The organism is Spirosoma migulaei (genome assembly GCF_054776855.1).
Window position 1 is genome coordinate 133,970 of record NZ_BAAHBG010000033.1, and the last position, 21,570, is coordinate 155,539.

The window sequence follows — 21,570 nt, forward strand, 5'->3', positions numbered from 1 at the left end:
TCATATTGATGATCATCTTTTTAACTCCTGATTGTTTTGGTCAGGCTAAAATCGTTGGTCAGTTACGGAATAAAGTAAATAATGATCCTATTATTAGTGCCATCATAAAAATACAGGACAATAATGTAAATGCTATTTCGGATACATTAGGCAAGTTTACCTTACTCACTCCACGAAAAGGATTATATAATTTAATCATCTCCTGTGTCGGCTATAAAGCAACAACACTTTTCGACGTAGAGGTATTTGAGAATAAGGATACATACATAGATGCTACACTGGAAGAAAATGCGACTGAATTACAAACCGTTACGGTAAGACCATCGGATTTCCATAAAACCTATGAGAGTCCTGTTTCCATAAAAACGCTCAGTAGTGCTGAAATAGAACGAATGCCCGGAGGATTTAGGGATATATCCAGAGTCATTCAAGCCTTTCCCGGTGTAGCATCTCCCCCTACAGCATGGCGAAATGACATAATCATACGGGGAGGAGCTTCGTATGAAAATAAATTCTTTCTCGATGGTATACAGATACCGAACATCAATCACTTCTCAACACAGGGATCAGCCGCTGGAGCCTATGGGTTAATCAACCCTTCCTATTTAAAAGAAGCCAACATATACTCAGGAGCTTTCCCATCTAATAGAGGAAATGCACTTAGCTCCATATTCGATTTCAGGTTAAAGGATGGATCATCTCAGCCTATTAAATCAAATATTGTAGCTGGCACTACCGATTTCACCCTATCTACAGATGGTAAACTAAGCAAGAAAATTACCTATATATCATCTATTCGGGTAGCCAACTGGAATTTCATTTCTAAAACGCTTGGGTTATTTGTCCTGCCCGTGTATTCTGATGCGCTCCTAAAGCTCAAATACAAAGACATAAAAAATGAATTCACGCTTTTGGGTGTGGGGGCTAATGATAATATTCAACCCAACCTACGGGCTGAATCGGGACCATTCGTGGATCAGAACAATATCAATGTCACCCAAACAATGAATCGATATTTAAAACAATTAGCCTTCAATAGTCAGTGGAATTTTACTATTGGTAGTATCTATAAGCACTACTTTAAAAATAGTAATCTACTTGTTTCTGGTAGCTATTATAAACTGTACAATAAGCTAGAAAATTATACAAATCAACTTGAGAAAATAGGCAATTATATTGATTATGCGTCGTATGAGGGAGAATCTAACTTACGAGTTGAACATAATATCCAAAAGAATCGGTTCAGTATCAATTACGGTGTTGCCTATGAAAATCAATCTATTTCTGTCGATAATTTTTTAATTGGGCTGAATGTTCGTAAAAGTGCTATTGATACATCTACCTACAATTCCAATATAGCCTTCAATCAATATTCTATCTTCTCCCAATTTAGCTATAAATATAATCGAGGATCTATTTCATTTGGTTTACGAACCGATGCTAGTGATTTTTCGCATAATGTAAGTAATCCTCTCTCTCAGGTTTCTCCTAGAATCTCATTGTCGTATGATCTCAATAATAAGTTTAGTTTAAACTTTAATAGTGGGATTTATTATCAAACACCTTTAAGTACAATGATTGCGTATAAGAACGCAGCAGGCGTTTTTGATAATAAAGATTCATTAAAATACATGCGTTGTTTCCATATCATTGGTGGAATTGACTATTTGAATTCATCAAATTTGAAAATTAGTGTAGAAGGATTTTTTAAATCCTATCAAGATGCACCTTTTCTAAAAACAGAAAATATTCCATTAGCTACCTATTCAAGTATTGTTAGCCAACAAGCTATTGGTAATGCACCTTCATCCTCTCAGGCCGTTGGCAAAGCTTATGGCCTTGAGTTATTAATCCATCAAAAATTGTGGAAAGGATATTATGGAATCCTAGCTTATACATTTCTGCATAGTATGTATAAAAGCAGTACAGCAGCCAATTACATTCCTTCTATATGGGATTATCGACATACTCTTTCAATAACAGGAGGAAGACGATTTGCTAACTCATGGGAAGTAGGTGTGAAATTTAAATTTCTTACAGGCAGCCCTTACACACCCATTAATCAATCCTTATCCTCGTTAATTCCTGTCTTCAATGTTAACCCGATTGGTTATACTGACTTCACTAAAATTAACTCCCAGCGGTTCAATGTGTATAGTGCTTTTGATTTACGGGTGGAAAAGACAGTGATCATTAAACGATTCAATGTGAGTGCCTACGTCGATATTCAAAATCTGTTTAATTCAAATTTCGTCGTTCCTCCCTTTCTGGGTGTGAATTTGGATGCTAATCATATGCCGATTGTAGATAGTAATGACCCAACCCGATATGACACGAAGGTGTTAATCTTTAAAGCTCCCTTCAGTATTCTGCCAACGGCTGGTGTTAGTGTTACCTTTTAACTTAGATTTCTATGAAACGATTTATAAAATTGACTCTACAATTCATTATCGTATTACAGTGTAAAGCGGCTTGTTTGGCGCAGATTTCTTCAGAGCGAATTGATCTGGGCATTCGAGCTGGTGGCTTACTCGCTGGAGGTTACGCTAGCATACCTGTTCAATATTCGTTTATCTCAAACAATCAATTACAGGGGCAATCGAATGGACATACTGTTGGTTACATAGTGGGACTATTCACCCAACTTAAAACGAAGGATCAACGAAATTACCTTCAGGTTGATGTCTTGGCCATCAGTACGCCCTTAAAGCAGCGTACTACTATTCCGGTCTCTGTAGATAAAGCTGTAACCAGTCTACTCGGAATACCTGCTGTTTTAGTACCCAATGGTGCTTCGACAACCGTCGATGCAGCGTCCGAACCTTCACTTAAAGCTATTGAAGTACCTATCCTGTTAGGGCGGTATTTTTTTAACAATCGCTTCAGAATCAGTGCCGGCCCTAGTCTTTTATTCTACTATCAGGCAGATCTGATTCGCAATGTAAGCGGACAAATGAGTCTTGACCTGGCTAATCTGAAGTTTTCTATCCCTGTTAACAACGCTTTAGTTCAGCAACTAAAGCTAGATGAAGTCTTTGATTTAAAACCCAAACCGATTTCATGGGGGATCAATGCAGAAGTAGGAGCCGCTATTCGACCATTCCTTGATGTTAACGTTCGTTATGGCGTACCCGTCGGAGGTATTTTTCAAAAATCAGGAATAACAGGCTATTTAGGCATGGTTAGCGTTGCGGTTAATTGTCGGTTTTAATCCTTTTATTCATTAAATAGTGCTTTCGTTCATGGAAATTTTAAAGGCAAAGAATATTAATAAATTCTTCCATAGTCCTACTAATTCTCAAGTCTTATTTGACATAAACATGTCGATTTATGAAAGTGAATTATTAGGTATTGTTGGAAAATCAGGTTGTGGAAAATCTACACTCTTATACATACTATCCACACTTGATACAGATTATGAAGGGTCATTATACATTGCGAATATATTGATACCTAAAGAGTCTAATGATGCATTAACCAGTTTCAGAAATAAAAATATTGGCTTCGTCTTTCAAACGAATTTTCTTATTTCAGAATTGAATGTTCTTGAAAATGTCATTTTGCCATTAAGGAAAAAAAATGAATGTTCACTTAAGGAGGCAGAAAGCATTGGCATTGACCTACTCAAGAAGGTTGGGTTGAATGAGTATAGTAAGCGAAACATATATCATTTGTCTGGTGGTCAACAACAGCGGGTAGCTATCGCTAGATCATTGGTAAACTCACCATCCTTAATCATTGCGGATGAGCCTACAGGGAATTTAGATAAAAAGACTACACAAGTTGTCTTAGAGCTATTTCAACAGATCGTTCAGGAGGACAAAAAAACGATCGTTGTTGTGACGCATGACGAAGATTTTTCCCAAAAATGTAATCGAATAATTAGCCTGAGTGACGGAAAAATTATTTAGTCTATTCGATTTAACTATTAATTTTTTAACCTTCTTATGGATTCACCTAATCAACTGATTGATAATTCACCTGTAAAAAATAACAATCCTCTTCTCATTGTTTATCTGGCAATCAAGTATTTGTTAGCGAAGAAGGGGCAGTCGCTTATTTCAGCGTTAAGTGTTACGTTCGGAACATCCATGTTCATTCTATTGATTAACTTCATGAATGGCGTGAATGATTTCCTAGACAATGCTGCTCTTGAAGGGACACCAGATTTAAAAGTATCATTTAATGATTCACTACCTAGCACAGACTCAATAGCTAACAATAATCTATTTGCCCTGTCAGAAAGTATTGCTAAGAATACACCTAAGTTGGAAAATTATAAAGCCATTGACGTATTCTTAAAAAGTGATGATAATGTAAAAGGGGTTTCTCCCCAAATTACAACCCAAGCTATATTTTCTCGGAATGGGGCAGATCTACCCGGTGCAATATTTGGCGTGTCTATTGGTGACGAGGATAAGTTGTTTGATTTAAAAAGCAGGATTATTGCCGGAGATATATTTTCCCTTCAAAGGAATCCAAACGGGGTGATATTAGGACAGACATTAGCCAATAAGCTAAATGTAAAAGTAGGGCAACAGGTTACGATCACAACCTTGAATGGCAAAATCGAACAGTTGGATGTTGTTGCGCTCTTCAGTTTTGGAGTCAGCTTTCTTGATAATGGGAAATCTTACATGAACATTCACAAGGTTCGTGAAATCTTAAACGTACCTGACTCAACGGTTTCCGACATTAATGTCAAGCTGAATGACCGATATTTATTTACGGACATTTCGTCTCAGCTTAAGCAAAAGTTTACTGTTAAAACGGAGAACTGGCAGGAAGCTAACCAGATCATCATGACTAGTATTGAAGTGCGGAATGTTCTGACCTGGGTGGTTTCTATTGCGCTATTGATTGTGGCTGGTTTTGGTATCTACAATATCATGAACATCAATGTGTTGAATAAATACAAAGACATTGCCTTGCTAAAGACGTTAGGGTTTTCGTACAATGATGTTAAATACGTGTTTTTTATCCAATCATTAATTGTAGGATTAGTAGGCTCCCTTTTAGGGATGATCATTGGCTATATCCTTTGCGTGATTATGTCAAAGGTTCCATTTGATACAGGTGAAATCCTGAATGTTAAGTATTATCCGATGAACTATGACTTCATCTTTTATATCATCGGAGCTGTTTTAGGAATCATCACTACTGTGTTAGCTGGTTTTATTCCGGCTAAGAAAGCGTCAAAAATTGATCCAGTTGTTATTTTAAGAGGACAGTGATATTCCATCAGCTAGGTATAGGTCTCAATACATAATATGATCAAAGCGTTTCTCGTGTCAACAGGAACTGAACATGGAAAGCTAAAAGTCTGCTATTCGAGTCTTACCCTGTGTCAACCGGAGCCGCCGAATGAACCCAAAGGCCTGCCTGTCGAGCCGTGCGGCTTGTCGCCGGAGCGATGGCAAACATTCATTTTTTATATCTGTTTTGTTCACCCAACAAACTATTGTACGCAACATCACGGAACTACATCCTGCAGATTATCAGCTTCTTTAAGTTCCTTGAACTATTGAATCGCGCGCTTATGCTTACTCCGAGGTAAAGCAATATGTAAGCCATGAGACTTCCTAATTTCGTTTGGCGAAATGACTAAACGATGGGGATACTGATTTTTATACCGCGGGATTGGAAATAGAAACGGGTCTCAGTTGCTTATTAGGGGCTGATAAACAGGTATATAGGGATTACTCAAAGGGTGTGTGCCGCTAACTAAATGGGCTATGGCCTCTAATCTGACTATTGACAATACGCAATCACAACCAATCGTGAATAATTCGCGCATAGCCGCGTACCTTTGTGCCCGAAAATCAGCCTTGCATGTACGTCAAACCCAAAAAAGAACTCGGTCAGCACTTTCTGAAAGATCTTAGCATTGCCCAACGCATTGCTGAGCTTCTGACTGGGCATGGTGAATACAAAAAAGTCCTTGAAATTGGGCCGGGTATGGGCGTTCTGACGCAGTTTATACTCCAGGATACTCGCTTCGAAACCTACGTTATTGAGATAGACAGAGAGTCAGTTGACTACTTAAAGCTGAATTTTCCTGTGCTGGAAGGTCATATTTTACCCGCCGATTTCCTGAATATTCGCCCAGATTTACTCCCAACCAAGCAGCCGGATAGCACGGAGTCGTTTGCCATAATCGGTAATTTTCCCTACAATATTTCGACCCAGATTCTGTTCAAAGTGCTGGACATGCGCGATCGGGTGCCCGAAGTTGTAGGTATGTTTCAACGCGAAGTAGCCCAGCGAATAGCCTCAGGGCCGGGTAACAAAGACTACGGGATTCTGAGCGTATTACTGCAAGCCTGGTACGATATTAAGTATGAATTCACGGTCGACCCGACGGTATTCAATCCGCCACCAAAAGTGTTTTCGGGTGTTTTATCCCTCCGGCGAAATGAAACAACAGACCTCGGTTGCGATGTGCGCAAATTTACGCAGGTGGTGAAGCACGGATTCAGTCAGCGACGGAAAACACTTCGTAACGCCCTGAAACCCCTAAATCCACCCGAAGCTGCCCTCGCCAGTCCGTTCATGGACAAACGCGCCGAGCAATTAAGCGTAGCGCAGTTTGTGGAATTAACAAAGCTTATGACGGAGGAAAGGGAGGAGCAGGAGTAAAGGGAGGAGGAACGTTGCAAACCTTTCTCCCTCTCTTCCCTTTCCTCCCATTTCTCCCCTTACCCAATGACTTTCGAACTCACAAAAGACTATCTCGATCATATTCAGTCGGCTATTGAAGCGAGCGATGAGAAACTGCTGCGGACTGAGATGGAGGAGTTGTTTCCGGCCGATATTTCGGGGATTCTGGACGAGCTGGAGCCCGAATCAGCGCATTATCTGCTAAGCCTGCTGGATAAATCGGTTGGGGCCGAAATCCTGGCCAATAGCGACCCTACTGAACGAACCAACCTGCTCAAACTTTTTACGTCGGAAGAACTGGCTCCGTTCATTAACCAGATGGATTCCGACGATGCCGTGGATTTGCTGAATGAGCAGCCTATTCAGGTGCGGGAAGAGGTTATTGGGTTTCTGGAAGATCGGGAGCAGGCCCGTTTTATCCTGGATTTACTGCATTATGAAGACGGCGTTGCAGGTAGTTTGATGCAGAAGGAGTTGATCAAGATCAGCGTCAACCTGACGGTCAATGCCTGCATCGAAGAAATCCGCCAGCAAGCCGAAGATGTCGAAAATGTCTATGCCGTTTATGTGGTCGATGAAATAGGCAAACTGCTTGGCCTCATATCCCTGAAGAAGATCGTGCTGGCTCGTAAAAACGCCAAAATTGCGGATCTCTACGACGACGATGTTGTCTTTGTCGAAACCTATCGACCTGTTGCCGAAGTGGCCGAGTTGATGCAGAAGTACGATTTGGACGCCATTCCGGTCGTGAACGTGCAGCAGCGCCTGCTTGGTCGGATTACGATTGATGACGTGGTCGACGTAATTACCGAACAGGCCGAAGAAGATATTCAGGTTATTTCGGGTTTATCTGGCGAAGTAGAGGAGGACGATAGCGTTTGGCAGCGCTCGAAAGTACAGCTTCCCTGGCTCGTAGCGGGTGCCGTTGGGAGTCTGTTAGCCGCAACCGTTATCAACGGTTTTCAGAGTGAATTAGGGAAAGTGGCCGCTCTGGCCGCGTTTATTCCCATTATTGGCTCAACGGGCGGGAATGTGGGTATTCAAACATCGTCCCTGATTTTACAAAGCCTGACAGATACAACTGGATTGAGCATGACCATGGCGAAACGGCTCGTACGAACCCTCCTGGTGGCGATCATTAACGGACTAGTTGTAGGCCTGATTGCGGGTACGTATACCTTCATTATTGGCGAACCACGGCTATTTTTTGTCGTCGCAACGTCCTTGCTGGCGGTTGTATTACTGGCGTCATTTATGGGGACGGTTACGCCGTTGTTGCTTAATCGAATCGGAATTAATCCGGCAGTAGCATCAGGACCGTTTATCACGACGGCCAATGACCTGATTGGCATCGGCGTGTATTTCCTGATTGCCCAGTGGTTGCTGGCGGAGGTGTAATTCATCAATAGACGTGTCGAAAACTAACATACGAATCTACAGTACAGAAACATTTCGGGATGCGTATATGCAGCCCGAACAGCAGTTGGATGCTATCTTAAAGTCAGATTTCGGGAAGTTCTTTATCGTAAAAGTCGAGAAACTGATTCGCCTGATCAAGCTTCCGATTCCGCCCATTCGCTCCACAACGCATACGTTTATTTACCTCACCGATGGCGAAGCGGTGATGACGATTGGTAGTGAAACCTACACGATTTTCAAGAATGAGTGTTTAGTTGTGCCCGCTGGCCAGGTGTATTCGTTCAATAACGTTGATGAAAATCACGGCTATCTGTGCAATTTTCACGACGACATTGTGATCGGGAAATTTGGTAAAAACGAGCTGCTCAAAGACTTCGAATTTCTGCGGGTTTGGGGTAATCCGCGTATTCAGCTGGATAAACAGACCTCAAAATTTGTCCGTCGTCTGCTCAAACGAATCTTGCTCGATTATTCAGAAAATGGCCTGGCGAACCTGGACATCATTCAGTCGTATTTTATTGCATTACTGTGCGAGGTGAACCGGGTATATAAACCAGTTTCGGCCAGTACACAAACTCATGCGGTAGGTATTGCGAATCGATTTAGAGAGCTATTGGTCGATCGGATCAAAACCAGCCACCGGGTAACGGATTACGCATCCGAATTGAATATCACGCCAAATCACCTGAATAAAGCAGTCAGGACAATTACAGGCAAATCGCCTACCAAATGGATCGACGAAGCCATTGTTCTGGAAGCAAAAGTGCTGCTGTATCAAAGCAAGTTGTCGATCAGTGAAATAGCTACTGAAATTGGCCTGGCTGACCCTTCCTACTTTAGTCGGCTGTTCAAAAAACAGGAGGGTGTTACACCCGTAGCGTTTCGTAAAATGATTGAAACGTCCTAAAAATCGCGTTATTAGTCCTAGCCTGATTTTGCCATAACCGTGACCTTTGCAGGACTCTTTTTATGGAATAGGGTCTGCTAAGCAGGCGGGCCACTATCGTACTGACAGGAATATGTATTCGTCTTTATTGGTCGCCCATTCGCTGTTTCGCTGGTTGGTTTTGTTAAGTTTGGGCTATGCCATTGTAAGGGCGTACCGAGGTTATACATCAGGTACTGTATTTGCAAAGACGGATAATTCAGTGCGTCACTGGACGGCTACGATTGCTCACATTCAGTTAGTAATAGGCTTCACACTCTACTTCACGAGTCCGGTTATTAAGTACTTTTGGGCTAATGCTAAAGGCGAAATTGGCCATATGGACACCGTCTTCTTCGGTCTCATCCATATCCTCTTGATGCTTATTTCGGTAGTCGTTTTGACCGTTGGTTCTGCTCTGGCAAAGCGCCAGCCAACCGATCATGAGAAATTTAGAACCATGTTGATCTGGTTTTCCATTGCGTTGTTCATCATCTTTATCGCCATTCCGTGGCCATTCTCGCCCCTGGCGAACCGACCTTATTTCAGACTTTATTAATTGATAACCCTATTTGGTAGTTTTCTGTCATCTCGACGTAAGGAGAGATCTCAAATCGCCACCTTGAGATCTCTCCTTACGTCGAGATGACAGAAAATGAATACCAATCATAAAAATCTACCTATCCGCCGGTGCGGTTTAAACTGACCATGAAAAACTTCCTTACTACCAACATTGGCCGGTTGCGGCTCCTTGGCCTTTTAGAAGGTATTTCGTTACTGCTGTTGATCGGTATTGCCGTTCCGGCGAAACACATGTTTGGCGATCCGACCCTTGTAAGAGCAATCGGGCCCGTGCATGGCGTACTGTTTTTGCTGTTCGTTTTCAATACAATAAGTGTAGGCGTTGAGTACCAGTGGAAATTTAAAACCACGACCTGGAAAGTGCTACTGGCTTGCCTAGTTCCGTTTGGTACGTTCTATATCGATAAAAAGATACTGAGCAAAATAGAGCCGTCGGCAGACTAGTTTCATATGCCATATCTCCAAGATATGGCATATGAAACTAGTCTGCCGACGGCTCGTTGGTAAGGTTTTCTTATCTTGCCTGGGCTATGACCATTCGTTTTGCTACTCCTGCCGATGTTCCCGCTATTCTAGCCATTTATGCGCCTTACATTACGGGATCGACCATTACATTCGAATATGATGTGCCAACGGTTGCTGAGTTTACCGAACGAGTCCAGACCATTCAGCAGCAGCTTCCTTATCTGGTAGCCGAGTCCGACGAGCGATTATTGGGTTACGCCTACGCATCGAAACACCGCGACCGAACGGCCTACCAATGGTCTGTTGAAACATCGGTTTATGTACACCCGGATGGCCATAGGCAAGGGATTGCCCGGCAGTTGTATGCCCGATTGTTTGAGTTGTTGCGTCGGCAGGGGTACTACAATGCCTATGCGGGGATTACCTTGCCCAATCACAAAAGCGAATCGTTTCATCGCTCGGTAGGTTTCGAACACATTGGAACTTACTCGAATATCGGTTATAAAATGGGGGCGTGGCATAGTGTAACCTGGTTTCAATTAGCGCTGCAGCCCTATCAGTCAAACCCAGTTCTGCCAGTTTCGATAACCCAGCTTTCTACCAAAAATGGATAGTTTTTTGTCATTCCGACCTCAGGAGGAATCTCAAGTTTCGTATTAATCAAGCTTGAGATTCCTCCTGAGGTCGGAATGACAAAAAAAATGTTTCTGCTCTATTTTTCGGTTTTGAGAAACCTCATTTGTCAGCTATAAGTAGCTGACATCACGCTTCAATAACTGCGTTTGGCATCATTGCCCTGGTCCACGGAGGTATTTGTCCAGAAATTCTTTGATCGCTTTGTTGGCGGTAATTTCGTTTTCCTTTTTCACGAAACCGTGCCCTTCATTCGGGAAAGTAACGTATTCGACGGGCACGCCGTTTTTCTTCACATTCGCTACAATCTCATCCGACTCAATCTTTAACACGCGTGGGTCGTTGGCGCCCTGGATAACGAGCAGCGGTTTCTTGATCCGGTTCGTGTGAAACAACGGCGATTTGTTGTAAAGCGCAACAGAGTCCGTTTTGGGATGACCGATTTCCTTGAACATGGCATCTCGTTGAGGACCCCACCATTCGGGCATGCTGTTCAGGGTGCGAATCCAGTTCGCTACACCAAAAATATCGACGCCAACCGCAAACTCATCGGGTGTAAATGCCAGGCCCGCCAGTGTCATATAACCGCCGTAGGAACCACCCATAATGCCAATTTTCAGTGGGTCAACATAGCCCGTTGCGGCCAGAAACTTCTTCGATTCGACACAGTCTTTCAAATCCGCGTCGCCATGCTTGCGATCATCGGCGGCATAAAACGTTTTGCCGTAGCCCGAACTGCCCCGGTTGTTCACGGCCAAAACCACATAACCGTTGTTCACCAGGTACTGTACCAAAGGCGAGTAGTTCAACCGGGTTTGGCCGCCCGGACCACCGTGAATGGATAAGATTGCCGGGAGTTTATCGCCCGGTTTGGCATCTTTCGGTTTGTAGAGCAGGGCCGGAATTTCCATACCATCAAACGACTTGTACCGAATCACTTCACCCGAAACCAGGTCCTCCGCATTGATTTCTGGATTTAACCCACGGACCAATGGGGTTACCTTGCCGGATTTGAAATCGTACGAATACAACGTTGCAGGTGAGTTAGAACTATTGACAAAGAACGTCATCCGGTCTTCGCTGTCCGTGATGTTTACGCCGGTGATGTCGCCACCCGGCAGCGCCGGTAAACTGATTGGCTGATTCGTACGGTTGTCAATGATCTTTAGTTCGGTGCGGGCATCGTTATTGACTGAGAGCACGCGGTAACGACCATGATAGGACAGATAATCACTCGAAATATCCCAATTCGCCTTGTCAAGCACTGTGCTTTGTCCCGTTGCCAGATCATAGGCTTTTACGTAGGAGAATTCATTGCCATCATCAGTTGAGATGAGAAGCTTCTTGCTATCGGGCGTGAATCCTTCTGGGCCGTTGCTTACGTCGCTGGTGTGCTTCGTCAGAAGTTTGGTTTCTTTGGTTTGTAAATCGTAGAGGTACGTATCGCTGTTAGTCGTTGTGATCGTTTTGGCAAGGGCGATATAGCGTTTATCGGGCGACACATCGCCGGGGAAGAAACCGCCCGGATTTTCGAACAGGAGTTTGGGTTTCAGGGTCGCTATGTCCATCTCGTACAGGTCAAAAGCTGCCGGGTTCCGCAGGTTTGATTGATAGAAAAAACTCTTGCGGTCGTGACTCAGTCCCCCAAACTGAAACTTTGCTTTGTCGGCTGTAGTAAGGTCTTTTATGCGCCCATCTTTTTCGCGCAAATAAATGTGATTCAGTTCGTTACCACCCTGGTCGCTGCTGTAGAGAATTCGGCCATCGGGCAGGTAGCCAATAGCGAAAATAGCGTTGGTTTTAGAGGAAGTCAGTTGTTTAGGCTGGCCGGTTCCATTGAACGGAATTTCATACAGGTTGAACACACCATCCTGATTACTGCTGTAAAGTACTTTCTGCTCATCGGGCGAAATGTCGGACCCACCAAACCGGATGGTTTTCATGAACTGCTCGATCGTGTATTTGGGAACGGCGGCTGGTTTAGGTGCAGGACCTGCCAAAACTCGACTGAAGCATAGAGAAAGGATTAGTGCGAAACGCAACTGTTGGACTAAGGGTGTTTTCATGTCTGGCTAGTTTGGTGAGAAATGAGTTCGGACGTTCCGGGCACAATACTGATTTGAACAAAGTTGGTAATTAAAATCTAACCAGAGCGGTTGAATGTAGAATTTTCGGAATGATTTGATTTATAGGTATTTCTGAGGTGCAGGATAGGTATTATTATCAAATTGTTAATAGTACTATGCAGATAGTAATGTCTGCATAATCTGCTCTACTTTTGCAGACCGTAACAAACCATACAATGGTGAGCCGCTTTCGAGTCACGTTTTATTTTACAATCAGTTTATTCATTTGTACCCTCAGCCGTAGTCTGGCACAAACATCGTTAACACCGGCCACGCCCTGGGGAACCTGGTTAATTGGGACACTCGTGTTGCCGGGAGGTGAAAAAAAATGGGGCGGTTTTGCCGAAGTACAGGCCCGGAGTAATGGCGTATTTAATCAGTATTTCTACAATGAACTGAAAGGTGGGATCAGTTACGATATAGACAAGAATTTCTCAGTCATGGTTGCCGGTGGTCGATACGCAACCTATGACTACCAGGCCTTATCGGATGGGCCACTGACAATTGAAAAACGCCTGTGGGAGCAACTTACTATCAATCAATATCTGTCCCGGCTGAAGTTTGAACACCGGTACCGGATAGAACAGCGGTGGTTTGATAATCGCGACGGGACTACCCCGTATCGAAACCGGATTCGCTATCGACTAAATATGTTCGTGCCACTCAATAACCACACGGTTACGGCTAAAACGGCCTTTTTGTCGATGTACGACGAGATTTTCCTGAATCCAATCGGGCCAACCTTTGAGCGAAACCGGATTTATGCGGGTATCGGCTATCAGTTTGATCAGCAATTAATTTTGCAGGTTGGCTGGGTAAACCAGACGAATTATAACCCATCTACGTTTGAAAGTGGCGTTTATACACCCCAGTCGGCAACCGGAAAAAATAACCTTGTTGTGGGGCTGATTTATCGGCTTAAACGTAAAAGTGCGTCGGAGAGATTACCAACACAGCCAGATTAATTTTTCAACAGGATTTACAGGATGAACAGGATTGGTTTTACAGAGGCTATCCTGTTCATCCTGTAAATCCTGTCGAAACTAATCTATCCGGGAAATGCAAAACTGGTGGATTCCTCCGGTTTCCCGATAGGAAATCTGAAGCCCATAACTATCGCAGATTTGCCGGACAATGGCCAGCCCTAACCCCACTGAATCGGGGCCGGTACTTTCTTTTTTGAACCGTTCAAATAATCGTTCCGGGTCCGAAATAAGCTGACAGCCCGTGTTGCTCAAACACAACTGCTCGGCGGTTGATGTTAGGTTGATCCGGCCATTTGGCTGATTGTGCTTAATGGCGTTATTGACCAGATTCGTGACCAGACTATCGGCTAACGAGGACGGAAGCTGAACGACAAATTGCGTCGTTGTTTGTACCTGTACCGACAACTGTTTGAACGATAGAACTTCGTCCATGTCGGCCAGCTTTTCAGTTAACAGGCTTGCTAAATCCACGATATGCGTATCGTTGAACTGCCGATTTTCGATCTTAGCCAATAGCAATAATCCCTGATTCAGGCGCGAGATTCGTCGGGAGGCCTGATAGATGGATTCGATCCAGTTGGTCTGCGTTTCGGTAAGTTGTTCTGTTTGAATAAGTTGCTCGACCTTGGCATTGATGAGCGCCAGCGGTGTTTGCATTTCGTGCGAGGCATTCTCGGTAAATTCTTTCAGACTCCGATAGTCCTGCTGCATTTTAGCCGCCATTTTCTGCAACACATCATTCAACTCATTGAACTCCGTAATTTCCGGTTTGTCCAATTTCAGGGATGTATCGCTGTTAAGATCGAACCGTTTAATGCGTGACAAGGTATCGTAAAATGGAAGCCAGAGACGCCCCGACAGTTTTCGCTGGAACCAGAACATGCCCAATAATAACAAGCCCAGAAAGAGTACCATCGCTACGCTGATCACTTCTATGAGTCGGTACGTCTGAATCAGTGATTTACGAATAGATACCCGGTGGATAACGCCCTGAATAGGCTCGTAGAACGTCAACTGCCGGAACGGAATCAGTTTATCGTCGTAGCGATTTTGGATGAGCGTATCGGTGAAGGCTTCTCTAATGGTCCCTCGTTTGCTGACTGGGACTACTTCAATCTTGTTTTCAACAAAATAAGGGCTGTCTGTCCAGGTGTTATGGGCACGTACGTAGGTTTCAAAATCCCGCCGTTCAACCCGCAACCGGCTTTCAACTTCGTCGTAAATCAACAACCGGATGATCTGGTAAAACACCAGTGCCGTGAGCAGGTAAATGACCAGCGAGAAACCTAAGTAAATCTGGTTGGTTTTGGTGAGCAGTTTCAAGGCTGACTGAATTTATAGCCGATGCCGTAGATGGATTGTACGTAGTCGGCGGCCCCTTTTTCCAGCAATTTCCGACGCAAATTTTTGATATGCGAATACACCATATCGAACGAATCGGCGGAGTCGATGTTGTCGCCCCAAAGATGCTCGGCGATGGATGCTTTGGTCAGCGCAACATCCACATTCGACAGGAAATACAGCAGTAAATCATACTCTTTCCTGGACAGGGTTGTGAGCTGTCCATTTACAAACACCTTGCGGGTAAGCGGCACCACCACGATTTCCTGAAACCGAATTTCGGTATGGCCACCAAACTGCCGTCGACGCAGCAACGATTTTACCCGTGCGTTCAGTTCAGATAGGTGAAATGGTTTTGTGAGGTAATCATCGGAGCCGATTTCCAGCCCTTTTAGTTTGTCTTCCAATGCGTTACGGGCCGATATAATAATGACGCCCGTGGTGGCAATGAGTCGTTTCAGCATTTCGATGATCTGAAACCCATTGCCATCGGGCAGGGTCAGGTCAACGATTACGCAATCGTAGGTGTACAGGTGAATTTTCTCCTCGGCATCCCGAAACGTAGCGGCTGTTTCGCAGATGTACCCATCCTTCACCATGTAGTCCGTAATACTTTCGGCCAACCCCTGTTCATCCTCTACGACCAGTACTTTCATCCCGTTGTCTGTTCTAGCAGAGCACTAATGTAGGGGGCAATGTTGGAAAGATTCTGGAAAATAAGGTTGAAACACAGAGGACACGGAGATAAAACGGAGAGGCACAGAGGTTTTTCTCCGTGACCCTCCGTTTTATCTCCGTGTCCTCTGTGTTTCCCTATTACAACCTTGTATCCGCGAAATACACCATTGCCTTGTTCAAAAAAGCCGCGTATTCAGGGTTTGCCTGTCCATTTTGGCTCGTAAAGCGAGGATCATCCATGTACAACTTCGCCAACCCTTTATAGGCCTCCGCCATATTTTTTGATTGACAAAGTTCTTCGCCCCAGAACCCCCGAATGTTGGCATAATGGCGTGCGATCTGTTCCTGCACTGCCGGGCTGGTCGGGTCTATCGTAAGCATTCCAGCCAGTGTTTTGGCAATGTCCTTCTGGTCGGCTTTTAATTGCTCAAAGCCTGCTTTACCCTGTTGACGCAGGTTTTGCTCGCTGGCGTCAACTTCCTCGGTTCCGTATTTCTCAATAGCTTCCTGCCGGTACGCCTGACCCTTGGGAAATCCTTCGTATAACTCTTCGTTGGTTAACATGATTCGTTCTCCTTTTAAGGTTGAAATTGTTTTGTCAATCGTCATGAGTAGCGTTGAGAGCCGGTATTGTCGGGCCTGGAGTGCCAGCTTATGGCTTTCCAGCGCCGTTATCATGTTGAAATCCGGGTTTTCCAGAATAGCCAGAATCTCGCTTAACGAGAAGTCGAGTTCTTTGTAAAAGAGAATCTGCTGCAGTCGGATTAACTCTTGCTCACCATATAGCCGGTACTTAGCCTCCGTACGGATAGCTGGTTTTAACAGACCCAGTCGGTCGTAGTGATGCAGCGTGCGCACGCTAACACCCGCTAGTTTCGCCAGATTTTTGACAGAATACTGTCTCATGGAAACGCCTTGTTCTGATTGACGAAACAAATGTAGGCTATGACGTAAGGGGAGAGTCAAGAGAAAATTTCAGTTTTTTTATTTGGATATGGACCTACTCCTTAGATTATAATAAAGCAATATAACGTTCTTATCCAGTTACTAATCGCTGTTAAAAACTGGCTGTTCTACATAACGACTCAGATGAAAGTCATTCTACAGGAAGAAAAAAAGTACTGGTCTTTAGTTTGGTTATGGGCTGTGTTTCTCCTAGCCGTACCGGGCTGTTTGCAAGCGCAGCTTATTAGTAAAATTAACGGTTTCTTTCCTAAAGATTGGGAAGGTAAACAGGCCATGGTCGTGGCTAAACCAATACATGGGTCACCTATTATTGACACCACTACGATAATGAACCGGAGTGCTACATTCACCGTCAGATTAGGCGAACCCAGTCCGGCTTATCTTTGGATCGAGGGGAGTCAAGACGACATCCACTTTTTTATCGACTCGCCAACCATCAATATCGGAATTGAGCCAGGAGCCTTCGCTAAGCCATTAATTACGGGCTCTGCCAGTAGCGAGTTATGGGTAGATCAACTGGATTTCCTGATGCAGATTCACGAATCCCGACCTGATCTGCATTCGGAAACATTTTCTGCCCTACAAGCTGGTGATTCGCTGGTTGCTTTCAAGTTTGAACAGATCGCAGATTCTCTACGTAAGGTCGATGATGATCAGCTAATCAGCTTAATTCAGAATCACCCATTACTACCCTGTAGTTGGTACCTTTTTGCATCTAACTCGTTCTCCTATTCTCAAACATCCCGTTTATTCGACAGCTTGTCTACTTTTGCTACTTATCCATCTTACCGGGAATTGAACGAGAAACTGGATCGTAAAAAGCTGGGAAATAAAGCCCCAGACTTTAGCTTACCCAGCCCATCTGGTTCAGTAATTACGTTATCAAAACTTGAACGGACATATATTTTAGTCGATTTTTCCAGCCAGTACATATTACCCTGCCAGAAACGGCATTATGATTTAAAGAAGCTGTACGCTACCTATCACCCACTCGGATTGGAAATAGTTACGGTCGCATTCGATATCGATAAAAATGCTGCTATCATACCCACTACGCCAGACCGTTTACCATGGCTTCAGGTTTTGGATTCCATTAGCCAGTCATCAGTAATGGAAGCATTTGCTATAGACCAAATGCCTGATAATCTATTGCTCGACGCCAACAAAATAATGATTGGACGCGATATGTCTGTTCCAGAACTGGACGAGAAATTACAGCAGTTGTTAAAGAAGTAATACCTAGTTGAGAATAGGTCTCAATGTGATTTACACTCGTTTTTAGGCCGTTTATCGGTTATAATAGACGCTTGGTCAATTTAGGGTAGGAGGAGGGGAGGTTATACCTCATTTTTGTATCATCCTTCCATCTGAAACAACACTACTCATGAAATTCAAACACTGCTTACTACTCGGTGTCATCTTCGCTTCACTACTCATTGGTACCTTAATTACGCTAAGTATGACAGCGCCCCATGAGGGAGCTATTGGTATGGTGAAAACACTAGGCCAATAGTCTTGCCCGTAAGTTGTGATCGGCCAATTTTATTGCCTATAGGCTACAGGCTTGGGTAACCGATTCACGAGCCAAAGACAAAACAGGGCATTGAAAACCAGCGTGAAGGGAATAACGGATATATTCTTGAAGAACAGAATGATCGCCCATTCCGACGATTGGCTGGAAATAATCTCGCGAGCCTTTAACGTAATGTACAGGCAAGTCTCATACGCAATGTGATTAATCAGCTTATTGAACAGCAGCGCGATAAGCGAAAACGCTAGTAGATTAATCAGTAAACTAGGCCATTTATCCCTCATTCTCTGAATCGCTAACTGCCAGTTCTGTTTACGGCTCTGCTTGTTTGTAATAAGCTGGCTAAGGCGAACGATGCCCGTTTTTATATGGGTAAGCCCTAACGCATAGACGAAAATCAGGACACGGGCCGACTCTACTACGATTTCGAGCAGTGTATGCGATACTGGACTGATGGGGCCGAAAGCCTTCAATTGAATAGCCCGCCCAAATGCAGCGATCAGCCCTAATCCGAAGATGAATAAAAAGTGATTTTTGAAAAACCGAACTGTTTGAATCGTCCAGTCCAGCGATGTGAGCAATTTCATCGGTGTAGTCATGGCAAGGAGTTGATCACCCAAAATGGATGTACGCTTATTAAAAAACGTTAAAATAAGCCAAATAGACGGTGTTTTTGTCAGATTAGGCCGTTACACTTCATATCTCCTGCAATTGAGTGCAACACGAAAGTAGCCTGAGACGTAAGGAGTGTATCAGACGAATTTAAGTTATTTTTCATAAACTCTCTATAGCCATGAAATTCCAACACTGTTTGCTCCTCAGCGTCTTTTTCGCATCCCTGTTGATCATTGCACTGGTTATGGTTAGTAAACCAATGACCCAGGCCACTCCTGAACGAGTTGTTATTGCGTCGAAATATGCCCCTCGCAAGATGACTATGTTACCGGCACGGCATGTTCCCAACGATCGTCCAACAGTTAGTCGTCCTCTCTGAAATTCAGCTTTGTTGGTAAACATGCGCAAGCTGGTCTGCCATTTTGTTCATCATCTGATAAGCCAAAGACCTTCAGGATGCTCTTTACAAATGGCATCCTGACGGTCTTTGGCTTATTAAATTCTACTAAAAAGCTGTCTAAAAACCCCTAAATCCCCTGAAGGGGACTTTGCTCGTGCTTAGAGAAAGTCCCCTTCAGGGGATTTAGGGGTTTTTAGACAGTCTCTTACGCCAGCGTAGCGTCGACGCTGATGGCGGTATTGAATAGTTTCGAGATGGGGCAATTGTGTTCGGCGTGGTCAACCAGTTCATCGAATTTAGCTTTGTCCAGGCCTGGTACACTAGCCGTAAGCGTCAATTTAGAACTGGTAATGCCACTGTCTTCCAGCGTAATGGTGCATTTTACGTCCAGCGAATCGGCGGCAAAACCTGCTCCCTGAATATTGAAGGCTAATTGCATAGCGAAGCAGCCTGCATGTGCAGCCGCTACCAGTTCTTCTGGATTGGTACCCACGCCATCAGCGAAACGGGTGTTGAACGAATATTGTGTTTGATTGAGAACGGTACTGGCTGTAGTCAGGCTACCTTTTCCATCTTTTCCGGTTCCGGCCCAATGTGCTGAAGAGCTGCGTGTGATTTTCATGAGTGTATGATTTAGATTTGTTAGCGATTTGTTTTTGATAGGACAAAAGTAGACGGTCAATTGTTGCCTATTTTTCACCTATGTTAAAAAGCGTAAGAATAAGATAAAAAAATGATTTCGGCCCCACACGACGTACTACACCAACATTTACAACAGTTTGCCCAACTTCCTGAAGCGGATATGCAACTGGCGGATGAATTCTGGCACGTCAGGAAAATTGCCAAACATGACTTCTTTAATTTCCAGAATTCGGTTTGTCGGCAAGTAGGATTTGTGCTGAAAGGTATGTTTCGGGTGTATTACGTTGATCCAAAAACTGAACTGGAACACAATCTCTATTTCATTCCCGAGCATATGTTCCTAACCTCGCTGAAAGGACTGTTGACCAAAACCACCTGCCCCTACCTGATTGAAGCCCTGGAAGATGCAGAGCTACTGGTAATTGACCGGGAAGATCTACAACAACTTTACCCTCGATCGCACAGTTGGGAGCGATTCGGCCGTATCCTGGCTGAGCAGTATTTTCTGTTCAATCAAATGCGCTCGGAAAGTTTACTGACGCAAATAGCCGAGGAACGCTACATTGATCTGGTAGAAAACTTTCCGGATATTCTGAACCGGGTGTCGCTGGGCCATATTTCATCTTATCTGGGTATCAAAGGGCCATCCCTCAGCCGTATCCGGGCGCAGCTAGCCCATAAATAAGATTGTCATTGATTGTCATTGGCAGTTATTGATTATCAGAATCTTGCACTAGATAACAACGAATGACAATCAATGACAACTATCTAATACCCCTCATCCGTGACCAGATAATAGCTCTTAGGATGGGTTGACTGATCTTCGTTCTGAATCGTGACCGTCAATAATTCAACATGCGTATAGGGGTTGAATAGGACGGTCACGGTGTCGATAACGAACTGGCCCTGAGATAATGTCTGGTTCTGAATAAAATCCAGCGCTTCGTCCTGTGAATCGAAGCTACCCAGCAAATCACCCAGATCGAGCGTGGGTTCCTGGTCGGGGAGTTCTCCGATTGTGTTGGAGATGGGGGAATCAACGGGCCCCTGCGAATCATTGATGGGAGCCGTATACAGTTCTATAGTCATCCGGATAAAATGTAGTGTATAAACGGTTAACTAATTTCGGCTCATTTTGATCGAATATATTCCCATTCCCACACGTCGCCATCGTCGTCATCCCAGATGGTTCCGAGGTGCACAAAGCCATTTTTCTTGAGAATACGGGTGGAGTAACTTTCCTCGGGCAATGTCCGGGCTGTGACCGTAACGGTAGGATCGGTTTCTAGCGCAAGCTGTACCAGTTGGTTACACATTTCGGCACCAACGCCCTGATGCTGGTATTGAGGGAAGGTACCATACGCAATTTCCACCCGCCCGTTTTTAGGTTTCCCTTTGAATGCACAACCACCCACCAAGTTGCCGTCAAGCTCAGCATAATAGCCGATCCAGGGCGGCTGGTAGCCTATTTTGTTGAAAAACTCAATCGTCATCGAAAGCCCCGGTTCACAATCGGGATGATTGAGAAATTGGATGTTTTCTGAGAGGGTTTGGTGGATAGGGAGGAGGATCATATCCATCCTTTTGTTAAGTGGAATAGA

Annotated in this window: 23 protein-coding genes; 15 read left to right on the plus strand and 8 right to left on the minus strand. The window is 44.2% G+C overall.

Going from position 1 to position 21,570, the window contains the following annotated elements:
* Positions 1 to 8 precede the first annotated feature (8 nt).
* The 10 genes from ACYVGO_RS30345 (at position 9) to ACYVGO_RS30390 (ending at position 10,665) form a co-directional block, all read left to right on the plus strand.
* Positions 9 to 2,402 (plus strand): TonB-dependent receptor, encoded by a 2,394-nt coding sequence (locus ACYVGO_RS30345; RefSeq protein WP_460972523.1) that lies wholly within the window; start codon positions 9 to 11, stop codon positions 2,400 to 2,402.
* 11 nt (positions 2,403 to 2,413) lie between these two features.
* Entirely contained in the window at positions 2,414 to 3,211 is a 798-nt protein-coding gene (locus tag ACYVGO_RS30350) for an outer membrane beta-barrel protein (RefSeq protein WP_460972524.1), read from the plus strand.
* A 31-nt stretch (positions 3,212 to 3,242) separates the two neighbouring features.
* Positions 3,243 to 3,911 (plus strand): ABC transporter ATP-binding protein, encoded by a 669-nt coding sequence (locus ACYVGO_RS30355; protein ID WP_460972525.1) that lies wholly within the window; start codon positions 3,243 to 3,245, stop codon positions 3,909 to 3,911.
* Positions 3,912 to 3,947: 36 nt separating this feature from the next.
* Positions 3,948 to 5,234 carry an ABC transporter permease gene (locus tag ACYVGO_RS30360; RefSeq protein ID WP_460972526.1) on the plus strand — a complete coding sequence of 429 codons (1,287 nt, stop codon included), beginning with the start codon at positions 3,948 to 3,950 and terminating at the stop codon, positions 5,232 to 5,234.
* Positions 5,235 to 5,832: 598 nt separating this feature from the next.
* A complete protein-coding gene (gene rsmA / locus ACYVGO_RS30365) occupies positions 5,833 to 6,639 on the plus strand; it encodes a 16S rRNA (adenine(1518)-N(6)/adenine(1519)-N(6))-dimethyltransferase RsmA (protein ID WP_460972527.1) in 807 nt (268 codons plus the stop codon).
* A gap of 66 nt (positions 6,640 to 6,705) precedes the next feature.
* On the plus strand, positions 6,706 to 8,058 hold the full coding sequence (mgtE, locus tag ACYVGO_RS30370; protein ID WP_460972528.1) for a magnesium transporter: 1,353 nt from the start codon (positions 6,706 to 6,708) through the stop codon (positions 8,056 to 8,058).
* Between the two features lie 13 nt (positions 8,059 to 8,071).
* Positions 8,072 to 8,986: an AraC family transcriptional regulator gene (locus ACYVGO_RS30375; RefSeq protein WP_460972530.1), complete on the plus strand. Its 915-nt coding sequence runs from the start codon at positions 8,072 to 8,074 to the stop codon at positions 8,984 to 8,986.
* Between the two features lie 112 nt (positions 8,987 to 9,098).
* On the plus strand, positions 9,099 to 9,563 hold the full coding sequence (locus ACYVGO_RS30380) for a hypothetical protein (RefSeq protein ID WP_460972531.1): 465 nt from the start codon (positions 9,099 to 9,101) through the stop codon (positions 9,561 to 9,563).
* A gap of 149 nt (positions 9,564 to 9,712) precedes the next feature.
* The gene (locus tag ACYVGO_RS30385; protein WP_460972532.1) at positions 9,713 to 10,030 is read left to right on the plus strand and encodes a DUF3817 domain-containing protein; all 318 of its coding nucleotides are present in this window, start codon (positions 9,713 to 9,715) and stop codon (positions 10,028 to 10,030) included.
* Positions 10,031 to 10,116: 86 nt separating this feature from the next.
* Complete coding sequence (locus ACYVGO_RS30390) at positions 10,117 to 10,665, plus strand: arsinothricin resistance N-acetyltransferase ArsN1 family B (RefSeq protein WP_460972533.1); 549 nt, start codon at positions 10,117 to 10,119, stop codon at positions 10,663 to 10,665.
* Positions 10,666 to 10,839: 174 nt separating this feature from the next.
* Here ACYVGO_RS30390 and ACYVGO_RS30395 read toward each other — a convergent pair whose 3' ends face one another.
* Positions 10,840 to 12,750: a S9 family peptidase gene (locus ACYVGO_RS30395; RefSeq protein ID WP_460972534.1), complete on the minus strand. Its 1,911-nt coding sequence runs from the start codon at positions 12,748 to 12,750 to the stop codon at positions 10,840 to 10,842.
* A 212-nt stretch (positions 12,751 to 12,962) separates the two neighbouring features.
* Between ACYVGO_RS30395 and ACYVGO_RS30400 the strand changes: the two genes are divergently transcribed.
* Positions 12,963 to 13,775 carry a DUF2490 domain-containing protein gene (locus tag ACYVGO_RS30400; RefSeq protein WP_460972535.1) on the plus strand — a complete coding sequence of 271 codons (813 nt, stop codon included), beginning with the start codon at positions 12,963 to 12,965 and terminating at the stop codon, positions 13,773 to 13,775.
* A 78-nt stretch (positions 13,776 to 13,853) separates the two neighbouring features.
* Here ACYVGO_RS30400 and ACYVGO_RS30405 read toward each other — a convergent pair whose 3' ends face one another.
* From ACYVGO_RS30405 to ACYVGO_RS30415, 3 genes are all read right to left on the minus strand, one after another.
* The gene (locus tag ACYVGO_RS30405) at positions 13,854 to 15,119 is read right to left on the minus strand and encodes a sensor histidine kinase (RefSeq protein ID WP_460972536.1); all 1,266 of its coding nucleotides are present in this window, start codon (positions 15,117 to 15,119) and stop codon (positions 13,854 to 13,856) included.
* Positions 15,116 to 15,793, minus strand: a complete 678-nt coding sequence (locus tag ACYVGO_RS30410) for a response regulator transcription factor (protein ID WP_142774723.1) — start codon at positions 15,791 to 15,793, stop codon at positions 15,116 to 15,118. The genes ACYVGO_RS30405 and ACYVGO_RS30410 overlap by 4 nt, the downstream gene beginning before the upstream one ends.
* A 160-nt stretch (positions 15,794 to 15,953) precedes the next feature.
* Positions 15,954 to 16,721, minus strand: coding sequence for a MerR family transcriptional regulator (locus tag ACYVGO_RS30415; protein ID WP_460972537.1), 768 nt, complete (start codon positions 16,719 to 16,721; stop codon positions 15,954 to 15,956).
* A 183-nt stretch (positions 16,722 to 16,904) separates the two neighbouring features.
* Here ACYVGO_RS30415 and ACYVGO_RS30420 point away from each other — a divergent pair, with 183 nt between their 5' ends.
* Together ACYVGO_RS30420 and ACYVGO_RS30425 are read left to right on the plus strand one after the other, a co-directional pair.
* A complete protein-coding gene (locus tag ACYVGO_RS30420; RefSeq protein ID WP_460972538.1) occupies positions 16,905 to 18,017 on the plus strand; it encodes a DUF4369 domain-containing protein in 1,113 nt (370 codons plus the stop codon).
* Positions 18,018 to 18,165: 148 nt separating this feature from the next.
* On the plus strand, positions 18,166 to 18,294 hold the full coding sequence (locus ACYVGO_RS30425) for a hypothetical protein (RefSeq protein ID WP_460972539.1): 129 nt from the start codon (positions 18,166 to 18,168) through the stop codon (positions 18,292 to 18,294).
* Positions 18,295 to 18,323: 29 nt separating this feature from the next.
* On the opposite strand, the gene ACYVGO_RS30430 is transcribed toward ACYVGO_RS30425, so the two are convergent.
* Positions 18,324 to 18,899 carry a hypothetical protein gene (locus ACYVGO_RS30430; protein WP_460972540.1) on the minus strand — a complete coding sequence of 192 codons (576 nt, stop codon included), beginning with the start codon at positions 18,897 to 18,899 and terminating at the stop codon, positions 18,324 to 18,326.
* 206 nt (positions 18,900 to 19,105) lie between these two features.
* On the opposite strand from ACYVGO_RS30430, the gene ACYVGO_RS30435 reads away from it, so the two are divergent.
* A complete protein-coding gene (locus tag ACYVGO_RS30435; protein ID WP_460972541.1) occupies positions 19,106 to 19,306 on the plus strand; it encodes a hypothetical protein in 201 nt (66 codons plus the stop codon).
* A gap of 226 nt (positions 19,307 to 19,532) precedes the next feature.
* On the opposite strand, the gene ACYVGO_RS30440 is transcribed toward ACYVGO_RS30435, so the two are convergent.
* Complete coding sequence (locus tag ACYVGO_RS30440) at positions 19,533 to 19,949, minus strand: OsmC family protein (RefSeq protein ID WP_460972542.1); 417 nt, start codon at positions 19,947 to 19,949, stop codon at positions 19,533 to 19,535.
* A 111-nt stretch (positions 19,950 to 20,060) separates the two neighbouring features.
* Here ACYVGO_RS30440 and ACYVGO_RS30445 point away from each other — a divergent pair, with 111 nt between their 5' ends.
* On the plus strand, positions 20,061 to 20,654 hold the full coding sequence (locus ACYVGO_RS30445) for a Crp/Fnr family transcriptional regulator (RefSeq protein WP_460972543.1): 594 nt from the start codon (positions 20,061 to 20,063) through the stop codon (positions 20,652 to 20,654).
* Positions 20,655 to 20,737: 83 nt separating this feature from the next.
* Here ACYVGO_RS30445 and ACYVGO_RS30450 read toward each other — a convergent pair whose 3' ends face one another.
* The gene (locus ACYVGO_RS30450; protein ID WP_460972544.1) at positions 20,738 to 21,058 is read right to left on the minus strand and encodes a hypothetical protein; all 321 of its coding nucleotides are present in this window, start codon (positions 21,056 to 21,058) and stop codon (positions 20,738 to 20,740) included.
* A 41-nt stretch (positions 21,059 to 21,099) separates the two neighbouring features.
* A complete protein-coding gene (locus tag ACYVGO_RS30455) occupies positions 21,100 to 21,543 on the minus strand; it encodes a GNAT family N-acetyltransferase (RefSeq protein WP_460972545.1) in 444 nt (147 codons plus the stop codon).
* Between the last annotated feature and the right edge of the window lie 27 nt (positions 21,544 to 21,570).

What these genes read in the sequence shown, in the direction of transcription:
- ACYVGO_RS30455 (WP_460972545.1), bottom strand. Translation starts at nt 21,543, where the DNA reads ATGATCCTCCTCCCTATCCACCAAACCCTCTCAGAAAACATCCAATTT.
- ACYVGO_RS30410 (WP_142774723.1), bottom strand. Translation starts at nt 15,793, where the DNA reads ATGAAAGTACTGGTCGTAGAGGATGAACAGGGGTTGGCCGAAAGTATT.
- ACYVGO_RS30385 (WP_460972532.1), top strand. Translation starts at nt 9,713, where the DNA reads ATGAAAAACTTCCTTACTACCAACATTGGCCGGTTGCGGCTCCTTGGC.
- mgtE (WP_460972528.1), top strand. Translation starts at nt 6,706, where the DNA reads ATGACTTTCGAACTCACAAAAGACTATCTCGATCATATTCAGTCGGCT.
- ACYVGO_RS30440 (WP_460972542.1), bottom strand. Translation starts at nt 19,949, where the DNA reads ATGAAAATCACACGCAGCTCTTCAGCACATTGGGCCGGAACCGGAAAA.
- ACYVGO_RS30425 (WP_460972539.1), top strand. Translation starts at nt 18,166, where the DNA reads ATGAAATTCAAACACTGCTTACTACTCGGTGTCATCTTCGCTTCACTA.
- ACYVGO_RS30450 (WP_460972544.1), bottom strand. Translation starts at nt 21,058, where the DNA reads ATGACTATAGAACTGTATACGGCTCCCATCAATGATTCGCAGGGGCCC.
- ACYVGO_RS30430 (WP_460972540.1), bottom strand. Translation starts at nt 18,899, where the DNA reads ATGAAATTGCTCACATCGCTGGACTGGACGATTCAAACAGTTCGGTTT.
- ACYVGO_RS30415 (WP_460972537.1), bottom strand. Translation starts at nt 16,721, where the DNA reads ATGAGACAGTATTCTGTCAAAAATCTGGCGAAACTAGCGGGTGTTAGC.
- ACYVGO_RS30345 (WP_460972523.1), top strand. Translation starts at nt 9, where the DNA reads ATGATCATCTTTTTAACTCCTGATTGTTTTGGTCAGGCTAAAATCGTT.
- ACYVGO_RS30390 (WP_460972533.1), top strand. Translation starts at nt 10,117, where the DNA reads ATGACCATTCGTTTTGCTACTCCTGCCGATGTTCCCGCTATTCTAGCC.
- ACYVGO_RS30420 (WP_460972538.1), top strand. Translation starts at nt 16,905, where the DNA reads ATGAAAGTCATTCTACAGGAAGAAAAAAAGTACTGGTCTTTAGTTTGG.
- ACYVGO_RS30360 (WP_460972526.1), top strand. Translation starts at nt 3,948, where the DNA reads ATGGATTCACCTAATCAACTGATTGATAATTCACCTGTAAAAAATAAC.
- ACYVGO_RS30355 (WP_460972525.1), top strand. Translation starts at nt 3,243, where the DNA reads ATGGAAATTTTAAAGGCAAAGAATATTAATAAATTCTTCCATAGTCCT.
- ACYVGO_RS30435 (WP_460972541.1), top strand. Translation starts at nt 19,106, where the DNA reads ATGAAATTCCAACACTGTTTGCTCCTCAGCGTCTTTTTCGCATCCCTG.
- ACYVGO_RS30445 (WP_460972543.1), top strand. Translation starts at nt 20,061, where the DNA reads ATGATTTCGGCCCCACACGACGTACTACACCAACATTTACAACAGTTT.
- ACYVGO_RS30395 (WP_460972534.1), bottom strand. Translation starts at nt 12,750, where the DNA reads ATGAAAACACCCTTAGTCCAACAGTTGCGTTTCGCACTAATCCTTTCT.
- rsmA (WP_460972527.1), top strand. Translation starts at nt 5,833, where the DNA reads ATGTACGTCAAACCCAAAAAAGAACTCGGTCAGCACTTTCTGAAAGAT.
- ACYVGO_RS30350 (WP_460972524.1), top strand. Translation starts at nt 2,414, where the DNA reads ATGAAACGATTTATAAAATTGACTCTACAATTCATTATCGTATTACAG.
- ACYVGO_RS30380 (WP_460972531.1), top strand. Translation starts at nt 9,099, where the DNA reads ATGTATTCGTCTTTATTGGTCGCCCATTCGCTGTTTCGCTGGTTGGTT.